At 40.3% G+C, this 16,081-nt stretch carries 15 protein-coding genes; 14 read left to right on the top strand and 1 reads right to left on the bottom strand.

What is annotated here, in order from left to right; all coding sequences use genetic code 11:
* Positions 1–363: 363 nt before the first annotated feature.
* Positions 364–1,563: a PucR family transcriptional regulator gene (locus BMY21_RS04960; RefSeq protein ID WP_074641461.1), complete on the bottom strand. Its 1,200-nt coding sequence runs from the start codon at positions 1,561–1,563 to the stop codon at positions 364–366.
* A 151-nt stretch (positions 1,564–1,714) separates the two neighbouring features.
* Here BMY21_RS04960 and BMY21_RS04955 point away from each other — a divergent pair, with 151 nt between their 5' ends.
* The 14 genes from BMY21_RS04955 to sdaAB all read left to right on the top strand — a co-directional run bounded on the left by BMY21_RS04955 (position 1,715) and on the right by sdaAB (position 16,071).
* Positions 1,715–3,040, top strand: coding sequence for an aminotransferase class III-fold pyridoxal phosphate-dependent enzyme (locus tag BMY21_RS04955; RefSeq protein ID WP_074641459.1), 1,326 nt, complete (start codon positions 1,715–1,717; stop codon positions 3,038–3,040).
* Between the two features lie 2 nt (positions 3,041–3,042).
* Positions 3,043–4,200 carry an iron-containing alcohol dehydrogenase gene (locus BMY21_RS04950; protein ID WP_074641457.1) on the top strand — a complete coding sequence of 386 codons (1,158 nt, stop codon included), beginning with the start codon at positions 3,043–3,045 and terminating at the stop codon, positions 4,198–4,200.
* Between the two features lie 217 nt (positions 4,201–4,417).
* On the top strand, positions 4,418–5,584 hold the full coding sequence (locus BMY21_RS04945; RefSeq protein WP_074641455.1) for an ABC transporter substrate-binding protein: 1,167 nt from the start codon (positions 4,418–4,420) through the stop codon (positions 5,582–5,584).
* Positions 5,585–5,670: 86 nt separating this feature from the next.
* Positions 5,671–6,582: a branched-chain amino acid ABC transporter permease gene (locus BMY21_RS04940; protein WP_074641453.1), complete on the top strand. Its 912-nt coding sequence runs from the start codon at positions 5,671–5,673 to the stop codon at positions 6,580–6,582.
* A 12-nt stretch (positions 6,583–6,594) separates the two neighbouring features.
* On the top strand, positions 6,595–7,719 hold the full coding sequence (locus BMY21_RS04935) for a branched-chain amino acid ABC transporter permease (RefSeq protein ID WP_256210255.1): 1,125 nt from the start codon (positions 6,595–6,597) through the stop codon (positions 7,717–7,719).
* Positions 7,716–8,546 carry an ABC transporter ATP-binding protein gene (locus BMY21_RS04930; protein WP_074641451.1) on the top strand — a complete coding sequence of 277 codons (831 nt, stop codon included), beginning with the start codon at positions 7,716–7,718 and terminating at the stop codon, positions 8,544–8,546. The genes BMY21_RS04935 and BMY21_RS04930 overlap by 4 nt, the downstream gene beginning before the upstream one ends.
* 9 nt (positions 8,547–8,555) lie before the next feature.
* Positions 8,556–9,296: an ABC transporter ATP-binding protein gene (locus BMY21_RS04925; protein ID WP_074641449.1), complete on the top strand. Its 741-nt coding sequence runs from the start codon at positions 8,556–8,558 to the stop codon at positions 9,294–9,296.
* A complete protein-coding gene (gene pxpB / locus BMY21_RS16025; RefSeq protein ID WP_074641448.1) occupies positions 9,286–10,953 on the top strand; it encodes a 5-oxoprolinase subunit PxpB in 1,668 nt (555 codons plus the stop codon). The genes BMY21_RS04925 and pxpB overlap by 11 nt, the downstream gene beginning before the upstream one ends.
* Positions 10,954–11,114: 161 nt before the next feature.
* Positions 11,115–11,789 (top strand): putative hydro-lyase, encoded by a 675-nt coding sequence (locus BMY21_RS04915; protein ID WP_256210294.1) that lies wholly within the window; start codon positions 11,115–11,117, stop codon positions 11,787–11,789.
* Positions 11,790–11,825: 36 nt separating this feature from the next.
* Entirely contained in the window at positions 11,826–12,683 is an 858-nt protein-coding gene (locus tag BMY21_RS04910; protein WP_074641446.1) for an aminotransferase class IV, read from the top strand.
* Between the two features lie 8 nt (positions 12,684–12,691).
* Entirely contained in the window at positions 12,692–13,534 is an 843-nt protein-coding gene (locus BMY21_RS04905; RefSeq protein ID WP_074641444.1) for a DUF4392 domain-containing protein, read from the top strand.
* Positions 13,531–14,283, top strand: a complete 753-nt coding sequence (locus BMY21_RS04900) for a LamB/YcsF family protein (RefSeq protein WP_074641442.1) — start codon at positions 13,531–13,533, stop codon at positions 14,281–14,283. The genes BMY21_RS04905 and BMY21_RS04900 overlap by 4 nt, the downstream gene beginning before the upstream one ends.
* Before the next feature lie 14 nt (positions 14,284–14,297).
* The gene (gene alr / locus BMY21_RS04895; RefSeq protein WP_074641440.1) at positions 14,298–15,425 is read left to right on the top strand and encodes an alanine racemase; all 1,128 of its coding nucleotides are present in this window, start codon (positions 14,298–14,300) and stop codon (positions 15,423–15,425) included.
* Positions 15,412–16,071: an L-serine ammonia-lyase, iron-sulfur-dependent subunit beta gene (gene sdaAB / locus BMY21_RS04890; RefSeq protein WP_074641438.1), complete on the top strand. Its 660-nt coding sequence runs from the start codon at positions 15,412–15,414 to the stop codon at positions 16,069–16,071. Before alr ends, sdaAB begins: the two co-directional genes overlap by 14 nt.
* Positions 16,072–16,081 lie beyond the last annotated feature (10 nt).

Genomic DNA, 16,081 nt, shown 5'->3' with positions numbered 1-16,081 from the left:
TATTGGATAATGTATTAAAAAGATATACATTGCCTTGTTTCCGAAATCTTGAAATGTTTTCTTATTTAAAATCGAAGAAATAAAACCTTTATCAAAAGCAAAGATTAGAATAAAGAAAGTACAAAGTAACAAATCAACCAAATAAATCAGATTTCCAAAATGGAGCGAATTTCTCGAGAAAAAGTATATTACTGTAATGTAAACGTAAATTCAATTTGCGGATACGTTTATATAATTAGGATCTTGTGAACGACTGCCACCATTACTTGCCTATTCTCTAAATGCTTCTTTTGACATATTTTTTTCTCTTTTAATTAATATAGTAAGATTATAGCACATTATTTTGCTTTGGGGCTATGAATCTTAAACGAACATATTTTTTTCTAAAAGATTTTTTATATAAAGTGCAACCTGCAGTTCGGTACGGGTTTCACCATCTGAAAAATCTGAAAAAAGCAATTCTTCCATTTTATTGATTCTATAAATAATAGTATTTCTGTGTGCGTTGTTTAATTTAGCAACTTGTAAAATATTACCGCCAGTTTTCAGATACAAATCCAGGGTATGCAGAAAATCTTCATGTTTTGCTTCTCCCATTGTTTCAAGTTTACCCAGTTTTTCCTTATAGAAGTTTTTCAGGATTCCTTTGTTTCTAACATCAATAAGAATTTTATAAATTCCTAAATCATCATAAAAATTTATTTTTTCCGGGGAGGCATTTATTTCTAATGCAGCTTCTGCATGGATGTAGATTTCGCTGAGCCCTGTTACAGAATTTGTAACATCTGAAATTGAAATCTTTGAATGTTTGAAAAACTTGTCGGCTTTTGCATTATTAAAAATTTCATGAATTTCATAAAATCCTGCATCCTTCATAATAAAAATGATTCTATGATTATGTATAAAACAGGCATATTCGTTTTGTTTGATATTTAAGTGCGAGCAGAAATTGTATTCTACATAACGTTTTATCTTCATCATATCATCATTAAATAGTTCTTCTTTAAGCTCTATAAGAACAATCATGAATTCTTTGGTGTCTCGAAAAATTGTATTTTTGACTTGTAGCGGGTCAAAATCATTTTGTTCAAAAATGGCTTTATAAAAATATTTTTCAACTGATTTTGTATTCAGGTTATCATTAGCAATCATGTTGCCGATTTCCTGCATTAAATCTATTGTGTGAATTTCCCAGGGCATTGAAAAAAGCGGAAAATCTTTTTCATTACAATAATCAATTACCCTCTGCGGAATTTCTTTTATGTATTTGCCAGTATTTATAATAAGACCGGTTGCATCATGTTTTATAAATTCGTCAATGAACTCTTTTAAAAATATATAAATATAATCATCAGAATGAATTCCCAGATTGTCCTTACTTCTCTCAAAATTAACGCCAAGGGTAACGGCCAGCTCTCCGCCTCTTATAAACTCAATTGTTGCAGCATCTTCGGTATAGTAAACCCAGCTTACATTTTTTTTGAAGCCTTTTTTTCCGGCCAGCAGCTTAAGCTTAAAAGGAGTTTCTGTAAAATTAAAAATTGTTTGAAGTGAAAGAGCCATAAACTAATCCTTACAAAACATTGCCTTATCGGGCAATTTGCACACAAAAAATAATAATATTTGTACTTTTTGTCAATAAATAAAAAATCTTATTGTGATATTTTCAAAGCAACGCCGCTTATTCGGTGTTTATTGTTTTTAGGAGGATTTTATGACAGCAGATGAAATTGCACAAATGCAGACCGAAAATGTTCTGCTTGGCTGGAGTAAACAGGGCGGATTAAATCCAACTGTTGTTGAACACGCAGAAGGAATTTATATTTATGATTCCGAAGGCAACCGTTATGCAGATATGTCTTCTGAACAGGTAAATGTAAATGCCGGTTATGCAAATAAAGAAATGACAGAGGCTATTAAAGCTCAGCTCGATAAATATGCTTATGTTCAGGGTTCCTGGGGGGCTGAACCGCGAGCAAAACTTGCTAAATCAATTATAGACAGACTTCCTGACTGTTTTGGTAAAGTCTTTTTTACAAATGGTGGAGCCGATGCAAATGAAAATGCCATCAAAATTGCCCGAATGTATACCGGCCGTTTTAAGGTTATGAGCCAGTACCGTTCTTATCATGGTTCTACCTTTGGTGCTGGAAATCTTACCGGCGAACCGCGTCACTTTGCTCTTGAGCCTGCTATTCCGGGTTTTATTCACTTTCGCGGACCTTACTCTTATCAGGAAAAAATCAAATTTGAATCTGAAGATGCAGAATGTGAATATTATGTTGAAAAGCTCCGTGAACAGGTAATTTTTGAAGGAGGTGACAGAATTGCCGCAATCATTCTGGAAACTGTTGTCGGCTCAAATGGCATCATCATCTATCCAAAAAATTATCTTAAAGGTGTACGCAAAATCTGTGATGAATTTGGCATTATGATGATTTGTGATGAAGTTATGGCAGGCTGGTACAGAACCGGAAAAATGTTTGCTTATATGAACTTTGACGTTACTCCAGATATCATCACTTTTGCAAAGGGCGTAAACTCAGGCTATATTCCGCTTGGTGGCGCAATCGTAAAAAATGAAATTGCACATTTCTTTGATGACAAATACCTGAGTTGTGGTCTTACTTATTCAGGACATCCGCTTGCCTGCGCAGCCGGAGTTGCCTGCCAGGAATTTTATTTGAAAAACAATATTGAAGAACATGTTCAGAAGGTTGGAAAATATCTAGGACAGAAACTCGAAGAAATTAAGGCAAAACATGAATGCGTTGGTGATGTCCGCTACATCGGTCTGTTCAGTGGAGTTGAACTTGTAAAAGACCGAAAAACACGAGAGCCTCTTGTTCCATGGGGTCAGGATCCAAAGGGAATAATGAGTGCAATTGTAAAAGAACTGAAGTGCCGTGGCTTCTTCACCTATGCGCACGAAAATGTAATCATTGTTGCGCCTCCATTAATTATTACAGAAACTCAGATTGATGAAGAACTTGCAAAGCTTGATGATGTTTTGAGTATTGTTGACAGCAATCTGGAGTAAATATGAATTATAATTTTACTTCCGTTCCCAAAATATTTTTCGGCGAAGGTGCATTAAAAAATGCTGCTTTGGAATTATCTGGATTAGGCACAAAAGCTTTAATCGTAACAGGAAAAATAATTACCAAAACAGGTCTCACCCAGGAGCTTCAAAATTTTCTCTCCTCTCTGAAAATTGAATCAGTGGTTTTTAATGATTTACCTGGAGAACCGGATGACAAAATGATTATGTCTGGTGTACAGGTTTTTAAATTTGAGAACTGTGATTTTATAATCGGTCTGGGAGGAGGAACTCCGCTTGATACTGCTAAAGCAATTTCAGCCATGTCTGTGCTGCCAGGAAAAATGATTGACTATAAGGGCAAGGAATTGAATGGAAACTTTGCACCTTTAGTTCTGATTCCAACAACTGCAGGAACAGGTTCTGAAGTTACACGATATTTTGTTTTTACAAATACGGGAACAAATGAGAAGCTGCTTTATAAAGGTGATTCTCTTTTACCAAAGCTTGCCGTCATAGATTATAACTACACAATCTCTGCGCCAGAAAGCATAACCATGGCAACTGGAATGGATGCTCTCTGTCATGCAGTAGAAAGTTATACCTGTCGTAAAGCAAATCCTGTAACGGAAATGTATTGTCTTGATGCAGTAAAGAGGATTTTTAAATATCTTCCGATTGCCTGTAAAGACGGTTCAAACAAAGAAGCCCGCGAGAATATGAGCTTTGCCGCCTATGAAGCGGGAGTTGCGATTAATGGAGCGCCTACAACAATCATTCATGGAATGAGCAGACCTATAGGGGCTTGCTTCCACGTGCCGCATGGTATTTCAAATGCTATGCTTGCGGTGGAATGTCTTCGTGCAGTTCTTGAAGGCTGTTATGAAAAATTTGCAGAACTGGCAGTTACTATAGGAGCTGCCGAGAAAGCTTGTGATCCAAAAGTTGGGGCCAAGAAATTTCTTGAGGCTTTGGAAGCTCTTACAAAGGAGCTGAAAGTTCCAACCTTAAGAGAATACGGAATTGATTTGCAGGAATTTGCCGCCATGGAAGAAAAGATGGCCGGCGATTCTGTTGCGTCGGGCAGTCCTGCAAATTGCTGGAAAGTTCTTTCCAAAGAAGAACAGATAAAAATTTATGATACATTGAGGGTAAAATAAAGATACTCTATGGACAAAGTGCATAAAAATATTCTTTTTTTTTATGCACTTTGTCCAATGTATTAAAAGTTTTTTTTCTGTAACGTGAAGACATCAGAACATAAGTCAGCAAAGACGTTGTGTGCATGAAAAAGTGTCGTATGACATTTTATTTTATGTGCAGGGAGCTTTGCTGGTCCTTTCAGAAAAGCTCTTTGCATAAGACAAGGGGCCGAATATGAAAAGACTTCGAAGAATTATCTTACTTGGTGTTATTGCTTCTCTGGCAATGACAAATGCTTTTGCTGCAAAAAAGCAGAAAACAATCAAACTTGGTTTTAATATTCCTCTTACCGGTGACTCACCAAAAGTTGGTGAAAGCGCTAAGTTCGCTGGTGAAATCATCAAAAATGAAATCAATGCTGCCGGCGGTCTCGATGTAAAGGGCGAAAAATATCTTCTTGAATTTGTTTATGTTGATAACGAGCTTAAGTCAGACTCTGCTATTAATGCCGCAAACAAATTGATTGATATCGATAAAGTTCTTGCATCAATCGGACCAGAAGGTTCAGGACGCGCAATTCCTGCCGGTGAAATCTACAACGACATGAAGGTGCCGATGATTACACCTTGGGCTACAAACCCTAAGGCTACAGAAGGCCGTCCTTTCTGTTTCCGTGCCTGCTTCCTTGATCCGTTCCAGGCTCCAGTTGCAGCTAAGTTCGCAAGTGAGCAGTTCGGCGGAAAGAACGTAGCAATTGTTTACAACCTCGAAGACGACTATTCAAAAACACTTGCAGAACTCTTTAAGAGTGAGTGGGAGTCAAAATACGGAAAGGTTGTTGTATTTGAATCTTTCGGTCAGAAGGACCAGGACTTCAGTGTTCAGCTCACAAAGGTTGTAAACTCAAGCGCTGACTTCCTTTACCTTCCAGACTACTACAACTTTGTAGGACTTATTACTTCACAGGCAAAGGATCTGGGCTGGTCAAAGCCGGTTATGGGTTCAGACTCATGGGGTTCTGCCGACTTGTTCCCTCTCTCAAAGGGAGCCGTAGTTGGTGCTTACTTTACAACACACTACGCAGCTAAGGGTGCTACAGGAAAGACAAAGGAATTCATTGACAAGTATGTAAAGGCTTACGGTTATGTACCAGACGATGTTGCTGCCCTTACATACGATGCAACTTACATTGTTCTTCAGGCAATTCAGGATGCAGGTCTTACAGGAAACCTTAAAAAGGACCGTGTAGCTATCAAGGATGCAATGGGTAAAATCAAGAGTTTTGCCGGTGTAACAGGAAATATGCAATTTACTCCGGATGGAGACCCAGTTAAGGAAGCCGTTGTAGTTCGTGTAACAAAAGAAGGCGAGTTCGAATATGTAAAGAGCTTGAAGCCATAAGTTACCTTTTGAAATCTGGTGGTATCGGCAGTTCCGGCCACCAGATTTTCTGGGACAAGAAAAGATTTTGTACGATGGAGGTGTGTATGACATTTTTTATTCAAAACATTTTTAATGCCCTGCAGTGGGGTAGTTTTTATTCAATGATTGCCCTGGGCTACTGTCTTGTTTACGGCGTTTTGAGGCTCATAAACTTTGCTCATGGAGATATCTTCATGACATCAACCTACATCGCTTTTTTTGTAGTAGCCGGATTAACTGCAAAGTTTGCGGGCCTGGCAGGAGTACCTTTATTTGTAATTACTCTTGTTTGTACTATGGCCCTTACAGCCCTTTTAGGTGTTGGTATAGAAAAAATAGCTTATAAACCCCTTAGAGCAAAGGGAGCAAACAGACTTTATGTAGTTATTACAGCCTTAATGATAGGCTTCATTCTTGAAAATGGAAATCTTGCAATTCTTGGTGCATCTGCAAGAAGCTTCCCTGATATTCTTCCAAAGTATGTATGGAATATCGGACCGGTTACAATCACCAGCCTTAAGGTTCTGGTTATTGTAAGTGCGGTTGTGATTTTTCTTATTCTGCAATTCATAGTTCAGAAAACAACACTCGGAATGAGTATGCGCGCCATTTCTTATGACAAATTTGCAATTCCTTTAATGGGAATTCCTGTAAATACAGTTATCACATTTACATTTGCCCTTGGTTCTGCCCTGGCAGCAGTAGCCGGAATCCTTTTCGGAATGTCTTATCCGGTTATGGATCCATACATGGGAATGATTATCGGATGGAAGGCCTTTATTGCAGCCGTAGTTGGTGGAATCGGTGATATCAAAGGTGCCTTTATCGGCGGCTTCCTGCTTGGCTTCATTGAGATTTTTGTTACAGCCTTCCTGCCTTCAAGCTACAAGGATTTGATTTCTTTCGTAATCCTTCTAGTCATACTGACAATTAAGCCTACAGGTTTCTTTGGTGTAGCAAAGAGTACAAAGATTTAAGGAGGATTGAATATGGTTTGGTTAGAAAAGATGAATGGGCGGATTGATGCACGCTTCAATCCTTCTGAAAGAAAAAGAAAACTGACAATTCCAGTTACAACAATTGTAATGATTTTGATTCTTACAGTTCTTGCTAAGTTCGAAATCATCAATAATTACTTCCAGACAATTATCGTAACGATTTGTATAAATGCAATTATGTCTGCGAGCCTGAACATCGTAAACGGTTATATGGGTGAGTTCAGTTGTGGACACGGAGGATTTATGGCAACTGGTGCATATATTTCTTCCGTTGTTTCGCTGATTCTGTTTAAGGATGGAAACTCAATTACCGGACATGCGCTTTTACCTGAAGGACTTGCTGTAATAGGATTTCCAATCTGTATTTTGATTGGTGGACTTGGAGCAATGTTGGTAAGTCTTATAGTTGCAATACCTTCATTCAAAACTCGTGATGACTATCTTGCAATTATTACGGTTGCTGCAAACTTTATCGTAACAACAGCAATAAACAACATTCCTCTGGTTGGCGGAAGTCGCGGTCTCATGGGAATGAAGAGTGTAATGAACAACATGGCAGATGTTTTTGACATTCCATGGATCTTAGTCTGGGCTCTTGTCTTTGCCGTTTTCGCAATTGTTTCAATTCATTTCCTGATGAACTCAACTTTAGGAAAGGGAATCAGTGCAGTTAAGTATGATGAGATTTCAGCTGAGATTATGTCAGTCAACACTAACAACATGAAGCTCATCGCATTTACCTTCAGTTCCTTCCTTGCAGGAATTGCGGGCGGGCTTTTCGCTCACCTTCTTGGTTTCATAAACCCTTCAAGTTTTGGAATCATGAAATCAACTGAATCTCTTGTAATGGTTTATCTTGGCGGTATGGGTTCTTTGAGTGGTTCGGTACTTTCTGCGATCGTATTTACAATTCTGCTGGAACTGCTTCGCCCTGCCCAGATCTTAAAGTGGGTAATCATTCCTTTAATCCTGATTCTGATTATGGAATTCCATCCGGAAGGAATTATGGGCTCAAGAGAACTTACACACGTTTTCCCAGGGCTCAAAAAGCTTCTGCCAAAAAATAAAAATGAAGAAAGAGTCACAGAAAAAGCTTCTGAAGGAGGTGCAGCATGAGAGAAGAATCTGGCGAAACATTATTGAAGATAGAACACCTTACACACAGATTCGGTGGTTTGCAGGCACTGACAGATATAAATGTTGATATAAAAAAAGGAACAATAAATGCCCTGATAGGACCGAATGGCGCAGGTAAAACAACTGTTTTCAATCTGGTAAGCGGCTTTTATGTTCCATCTGAAGGCGACATTATTTTTGACGGAACAAGGCTCAACGGTATGAAGCCACATGTTATTGCAGATCTGCAGATTGGCCGTACCTTCCAGAATATCCGTTTGTGGAGCGATATGACTGTTCTCGACAACATCTGTATTGCCCAGCATTCACGTCTTGGTTTTGGAATTAAGGATGTCTTTCTAAAGACAAAAAAATACAAGGAACGCGAAGCTCAGATTCATAAAGAAGCCTGGGAGCTTCTGGAGAAATTCAGTCTTGCTGACAAGGCTCTGGATTATCCAAAAAATCTTCCTTATGGAATTCAGCGCCGTGTAGAAATTGCCCGTGCCCTCAGTCTCAACCCTAAACTTTTAATGCTTGATGAACCTGCTGCTGGACTTTCTACTTCTGACCTTGATGGCCTTATTTCTTACATTCAGTGGATTCATGAAACTTTTGGCATCACAATCTGGATGATTGAACATCAAATGCAGGTTGTAAACACACTGGCAGATAACATTAAGGTTATCAATTTTGGTAAGGAACTTGCAGAAGGTAGTCCGGAAGAAATTCAAAAGAATCCGGCTGTAATTGAAGCTTACCTTGGAAATGCTGATATCAGTATTAAGGATGCTTATCCGGGATTGCCGGAAAAGAAAAAGGCTTAGGAGGTGCTTATGTTACTTGATGTAAGAAATTTAAGAGTCAGTTATGGAAATATAGAAGCCTTGCATGGCATCAGCTTTAATGTGGACAAAGGAGAGATTGTCACTTTGATTGGTGCAAACGGCGCAGGAAAAACTTCTACTCTGCTCACCTTGTCGCGCCTACCTAAGCCGGAAGCACCAACTGTAATTTCTGGAGACATTCTTTATGACGATTACAGTATTTTAAAAACAGAGCCTCAGGTTCTGATTAAGGAAAAGATGATGTGTCTTGTTCCGGAAGGCCGTCATATTTTTGGAAATCTTACTGTTGAAGAAAATCTTCAGATGGCATGCTATGGCCGTAAGAATGAACCTCAACATGAAATGAGGACTATGGAATTATACGATCTACTTTATGATTTGTTTCCGCGTCTGTATGAAAGACGTAAGCAGAGAAGTGAACTTCTGTCTGGAGGTGAACAGCAGATGCTTGCAGTAGGACGTGCACTTATGACCGACTGTAATTTTATCATGCTGGATGAACCAAGTATGGGACTTGCGCCAAAGCTGATGTTCGAAATGTTCCGTGCTTTGAAGAGACTTAATGTTCAAAAGAAGATGACTCTTCTGGTTGTTGAACAGAATGCGAAGGTTGCACTTGATTTTGCAGACCGCGGATACGTTTTGCAGACAGGTGAAATTATTGCCAGCGGAACCAGCGAAGAACTGATTTCAAACCCGGAAGTACAGAAGGCATATCTTGGCGGTTGATGCGAAAATTGTTCAGGCAAGCGAAGATTCTCTACAAATTCAGTTTGAGCAGAAAATTTGCCCCGAAGTAAACAGCCGGATTTCTGCTTTTGTAAAGACCTTCGAATATATTGCAAAAGATATAGCCGGAGTTCTCGAAGTTCTTCCGACCTATTGTTCAGTCAGCATATATTTTGATGAAGCAATCTGCCAGATATCTTTATTGAAAGACCTTGCGCAGAAGGCTCTTCAAAAATCTGAAGAGGAAAAAACTGAATCCACTGATTCAAAAAGAACAATTACCATTCCGGTCTGTTATGAGGACCAGGAGTTTGCGCCCGATCTGGAAAAGGTTGCCCTTCATGCAAAGCTTTCTAAGGAGGAAGTGATAAAGCTTCATTCTTCTTCAGATTACCTGATTTACATGATGGGCTTTCTGCCGGGCTTCCCATACCTGGGTGGAATGAATCCTCGGCTGGAAACACCAAGGCTGGAAACTCCCCGCACAAAGATTCCGGCAGGAAGTGTCGCAATCGGTGGAGCACAGACCGGCCTCTACCCGGTAGAGTCGCCGGGAGGCTGGAACATAATCGGCCGTACACCTCTTAGACTTTTTGATGTAAAGAGGAAACCTTTCTTTTTGTATGAGGCCGGAGACAAAATCCGTTTCTTGCCGATTACTCGTGAAGAGTTTGAAAACTTTGATGAAAGCCTGTGGCTGGCACAAGTGGCCGGTAACTCCGAAGCTTCCATTGAAACTTCCGACGACGCAGCGGATTCGAAAGAAGTTTACGAATGTGGCGGCGGTATAAAGATTCTTGAACCTGGACTTTTGACTTCAATACAAGATACAGGAATTACAGGCTTTCAGAAATATGGAATCGGACAGAGCGGCGCCATGGACCAGATTTCTTTTGCCCTGGCAAATCAAATCTGTGGAAATGAAAAAAATGCCGCCTGTCTTGAGACAACGCTTGCGGGGCCTTCAATCCGTTTTGTTACTGCCTGCGATTTTGCAATTACAGGTGCCGTATTTGAAAACGCAACCCTTGATGGGATGCGCATTGAGATGAATAAAAAAATATCTGCGAAGGCTGGTTCTTTGCTCAGCTGCGGTTTTGCTTCAAAAGGTCTTCGCTCATATATTGCTTTCAGCGGCGGGCTTCTGGTACCAAAAGTTTTTAGAAGTTCTTCAACAAATCTTAAGAGTAAAATCGGCGGATATATGGGAAGAAAACTTCAGGCAGATGATCAGCTTGCCATCGGAATTAATAAAAAGAATCCTTTGCTAGTTCCAGATAACAAAAGCACAGAAGGATTCACAGAGAACAAAGACGTTCTTCTTTTAGACTGCATAAAATCTTCACAGTTTGATTTTTTTCAAGAAAAAATTGTAAAGAAATTTACAGATTCAATTTATACGGTTTCTGCCGAAAGCGACAGAATGGGAATCCGCTTTACAGGACCGGGTCTTGAATGTGGAAAGACAGACATTATTTCTGATGCAATTCCTTTCGGAGCTGTACAGATAACTTCTGCAGGACTTCCTGTGGTTATGGCAGCAGACCGGCAGACAACAGGAGGTTATGCAAAAATAGCCTGCGTAAAAAAATCTGCAATGTATCGTCTGGCTCAGGCTCTTCCTAGCACTAAGGTAAGATTTAATTTACTGCCCTGAGAACCTGATCAGGAAAATATAAAGGAGGCATTTTAAAAATGATTTATCAGAATCCATACAAAAACACTTCACCCCTCGAAGTGAGAAAACTGATCCGCGAAGGAAAGATTACCGGACAGACTTCCGGAATGTGTGACGGTTTTGCCTAGGCAAATCTCTGCATTCTTCCGGAAAAATATGCCTATGACTTTCTGCTCTTCTGTCAGCGTAATCCTCAGTCCTGCCCTCTTCTGGAAGTCGGAGACGCCGGAAACAAATTTCTTAATACTTCTGCTGCAGAATGTGACATCACTACAGACCTGCCAAAATACAGAGTCTGGGAAAAAGGAAAACTTGTAGGCGAGTTTACAGACGTAAGCGATTTCTGGCAGGGCAATCTTGTGACCTTTGTAATTGGCTGCAGCTTTTCTTTTGAAGCGCCTCTTATGGCAAACGGAATTGATGTAAGAAACATTTCTGAAAATCACAATGTCCCTATGTATCTTACAAATATTGATACAAAGCCTGCAGGTATTTTCAGCGGAAAGATGGTTGTTTCAATGAGACCAATTCCTTATGAGCAGATTGTAAAGGCTGTTACTGTTACGGCAAAAGTTCCTAAGGTTCACGGAGCTCCGATTCACATCGGTAACCCTGAAGCAATAGGAATTAAGAATATAAACAAACCTGACTTTGGAGAGCCAAGCACAATCAAAGAAGGAGAGGTTCCTGTTTTCTGGTGCTGCGGAGTTACTCCACAAAGTGTTGTTATGAATTCAAAACCGGATTTTTGTATTACCCATGCGCCGGGCCACATGCTTATTACAGATATCCCGGAAGCACAATTGCAAAATTAACGCGGCAACTACCGCTTAAATATTGGAGGCTAGAATATGAAGAATGTTGCATACTACAACGGAAAAATGGGACTTCAGGAGGAACTTACAATTCCTTTCCTGGACAGAGCTATGTTTTTTGGAGACGGAGTTTACGATGCAACTTACAGCGCAAACAGAAAAATCTTTGAAAAAGACTGGCACCTGGAGCGTTTTTATAACAGCCTTAAAGCTGTAAAGATTCCTTTTAAACTTTCAAAAGAAGAGCTTCTTGCAGAACTTCAGAAGTGTATTGATGCTATGGATTCAGATGGAGTCTGCTTTGTTTACTGGGAAGTTACGCGCGGTACCGCTCCACGAAATCACCTTTTCCCAGATGTAGAACCAAATCTGATTATCAATATTACAGAATCAAAACTCACAGACCTTCGTACCCCTTGTAAACTGATCACAGAAGAAGATACCCGCTTCTTCCACTGCAATATCAAAACGCTGAACCTTCTTCCTAGTGTTCTTGGAAGTCAGAAGGCTTTTGAAGCTGGCGCAAAGGAAGTAGTGTTCCACCGCGGCGAACGTGTTACTGAATGTGCCCACACAAACGTAAACATTATCAAAAATGGAGTTTATATTACTCCACCGTTAGACGAACTTATTCTTCCAGGTGTTACCCGCCGCCATTACATTTCGCTTTGTCAGAAACTGGGCATCCCTTACGAAGAGCGTGTTTTCACACTTGATGAACTTTTTGATGCAGATGAAGTTTTCATAACTTCGGCGGGAACTTTGGGACTTGCGGCCTGCGAGATTGACGGCAAGAAGGTTGGCGGTAAGGCTACTGATTTGCTTAGAAAATTGCAGAAGGCTGCGGTCGAAGATTTTGAACGTGAGACAGGCTATAAAGCCAACATCATTTAATTTTGCCTATGAAAGAGAGCCAGACTGAATCAAAAGAATCGATAGAAGACATAGTTTTACGACACTCGGGAAGAGGAATGGATATTCTGCGCGGTTATAAAACTGACAGGTATGCAGAGAAGGCTGCTCAGACAATCCTGGGCTGGGAAAAGGGAAGAGTCTTTCTTACAACAGGATTTTTTGTAGCGGGCTTTGCCGAAACGGATGGTCCTGTGGGAACTCTTTTTCTTGCAAAGGCTTTGCGGAAATTGGGTTATGAGCCGGTGATTCTCACAGATGAATTCTGCAAGGGTTTCTTTGAATCAGAAGGCATCCAGGTTCTATATATGCCTTTTGATGCTGACCTGGATTGGTGTATGAAACAGCTTGGAACTTATACCCCGGTCGGCTTAATCAGCATTGAACGCTGCGGAGAAAATGCTGCCCGCGAATACGCAAATATGCGCGGTGTAAGCATTACAGATAAAACCGCAGCTGCAGATTTGTTCTTCCGCATTGCACTTGGAATTGTGCCGACTATAGGCGTTGGTGACGGCGGCAATGAAATCGGCATGGGAAATGTTGCTGATATCATAGAAGAAAAGCTTTCCCTTAAGCCCTGTGTCGTAACCGTGGACCAACTTGTGATTGCGACAGTTTCAAACTGGGGAGCCTATGCAATCATTGCATATCTGGAAAGATTAAGCGGCGTAAAAGTCTTTATGGATTTTGAAGAAGCAAAGGCCTTCATCAAAAAAACTGTTGAGATGGGCAGTGTAGACGGCGTCCTTAAAAAGCAGATTGTCAGCGTAGACGGTTTTGGAATGGAAATAGAAAAAGAAATAATTGATTCCCTTGGAGCAGCAATATGAAAATAGATTTGAATTGTGATTTAGGCGAAAGCTTTGGAAATTATAAAATCGGTATGGATGAGGAAGTTATAAAATTTATTTCCTCTGCAAATATTGCATGCGGCTTTCATGCTTCAGATCCTCTTGTAATGGTAAAGACAGTTTCGCTTGCAAAAGAAAGTGGCGTGAGCATTGGCGCACATCCGGGCTATCCAGACCTTGTGGGCTTTGGCCGTCGCAATATGAACGTTGCTCCAGAAGAACTTAAGGCAATGGTGCAGTATCAGATCGGAGCACTCAATGCTTTTTGTAAAGCTTCTGGCGTAAAAATGAATCATGTTAAGCCTCACGGTGCTATGTACAACATGGCAGCAAAAGACGAAAAACTTGCCCTTGCAATAGCAGAAGGAATTGCCCAGGTTGATGACTCCCTTATTCTTCTTGGCCTCAGCGGCAGCCAGCTTTTAACAGCTGCAGCTACAGTTGGACTAAAATGTGCTAACGAAGTTTTTGCAGACAGGGCATATGAAGAAGACGGCTCTCTTGTTGCCCGCACAAAAGCCGGCGCTGTAATTACAGATGAAGAAGAAGTAATAGAACGTGTTATCAAAATGATAAAGGAAGAGAAAGTAAAAACCATCACCGGAAAAGAAATCAGCATCTGTCCGCATTCAATCTGCGTTCATGGTGATAACCCTAAGGCCCTTAATTTTGTAAAACTAATCCGCGAACGGCTCCTTCAGGAAAATATAAAAATCGAAGCTTTATAAAAAAAGGAGGCAAGATGATTATAACCGACAAACGCTGCTGGGCAGAAATAAACCTTTCTCAGATAATTGAAAACTACAGAATTTATAAAAATCAGCTTCCAGAAAAAACAAAAATCATGGCCGTTGTAAAGGCCGATGCCTACGGGCAAGGAGATGCAGAAATTGCCGAAGTTCTACAGAAAGAAGGCGTAACAGATTTTGCTGTTGCAACTCTGGATGAAGCTGTAAGACTCAGGACCAGCGGAATCCAGGGACAGATTTTCGTTCTGGGCTATACCCCTATTACTCAGGCTCAGAACTTAATTGAATATGATATAACACAAGCCGTTGTCGATGAAAACCATGCAAAATTGCTGGCTAAATTAGGTCCGAGATTAAAGGCTGTATTTGCCCTCGATACAGGAATGAATCGTATTGGTCTTGATGCAGATTATCCGGATTTTTGTGAAGAGGTAATACGAAAATATTCTGACAAGTTTTGCCTTCAGGGTATTTTTACTCATCTTTGCACAGCAGACTCTATGGATAAAGAAGCTGTAGAATTTACAAATAATCAGATTAAAAAATTTGAAAAAGTTGCAAAGCGGATAGAAGATTTGAATCTTCCTTATGTTCACTGTTTGAACTCTGCCGGCGGCCTCTGGAATAAATGTGAAAAATCTGTGTTTGCCAGACTCGGAATTATTCTTTATGGACTTAAGCCAAGTTATCAGAACCAGTTGCCAGAAGGGATAAAACCTGCTTTAAGCTGGTATAGCGTAGTCTCTATGGTAAAGAATCTTCACTCAGGCGAAACTGTAGGCTATGGTAGAACATTTAAAGCAGAATGGGAAATGAAGATTGCTACAGTTTGTGTCGGATATGCTGATGGGTACAACCGGCTTTTATCCAATAATTTCTATGTTCTGATAAATGGGAAGAGGGCTGCAGTTCTGGGAAGAGTATGCATGGATCAGATTATGGTTGATGTTTCTGATATTTTGGGCGTTGAGATGGGAACAAAAGTCACGCTGCTTGGTCAGGATGGGGATGAAATTATTACTGCTGATGATATGGCGGATGCAATTGGCACAATCGGCTATGAAATTGTATGTAATATTTCAAAACGAGTTGAACGGAAATATAAGTATGAATATTTTTGATATTATCGGTCCGGTGATGGTTGGACCTTCAAGTTCGCATACTGCTGGTGCGGTAAAAATTGGATATGTGTCGCAAAAACTGCTGGGAGAGCCCATTATCAAAGCTGAGATTTTGCTTTATGGTTCGTTTCTGGCAACTGGAAAGGGGCACGGAACTACGTTTGCCCTAGTTGCGGGGCTGCTTGGTATGCATGAAGATGATAGCAGAATTCCCGAAAGTATAGAAATTGCAAAAGAGCGCGGAATTGAACTGATTTTTGGTGAAGCAAACTTGAAAAATTATCATCCCAATTCTGTGCAGTTGAAGTTGACTGGGAAAAACGGGCGTAAACTTGAAATTATAGGAGAATCGCTTGGAGGTTCGGTTATCAATATTGCAAATATTGATGGGCTTAGTGCTAATTTTTCCGGTGAAAACCCTACTTTGATTGTTCACAATAAGGATCAGCCAGGGCACGTTGCCGAAGTAACAAGCATGCTTTCGCACAAAAGTGTAAATATTGCGGCAATGCAATTGTACAGGGCAAATCGTGGTGGGGACGCAGTTATGGTTCTGGAGCTGGATCAGGAGATTCCGGAAGAAGCATTGACGTGGCTTTCAAAGCTTGAAGGTGTGAATAAAGTAACTTATTACAGTTTGAAGTAGCAGGGTGCAT

This window comes from Treponema bryantii (genome assembly GCF_900111035.1).
In the GTDB taxonomy this organism is placed as follows: Bacteria; Spirochaetota; Spirochaetia; order Treponematales; family Treponemataceae; genus Treponema_D; species Treponema_D bryantii_C.
Note: the sequence above shows the minus strand (reverse complement) of the source record. Positions and strands in the feature narration are given on the sequence as shown.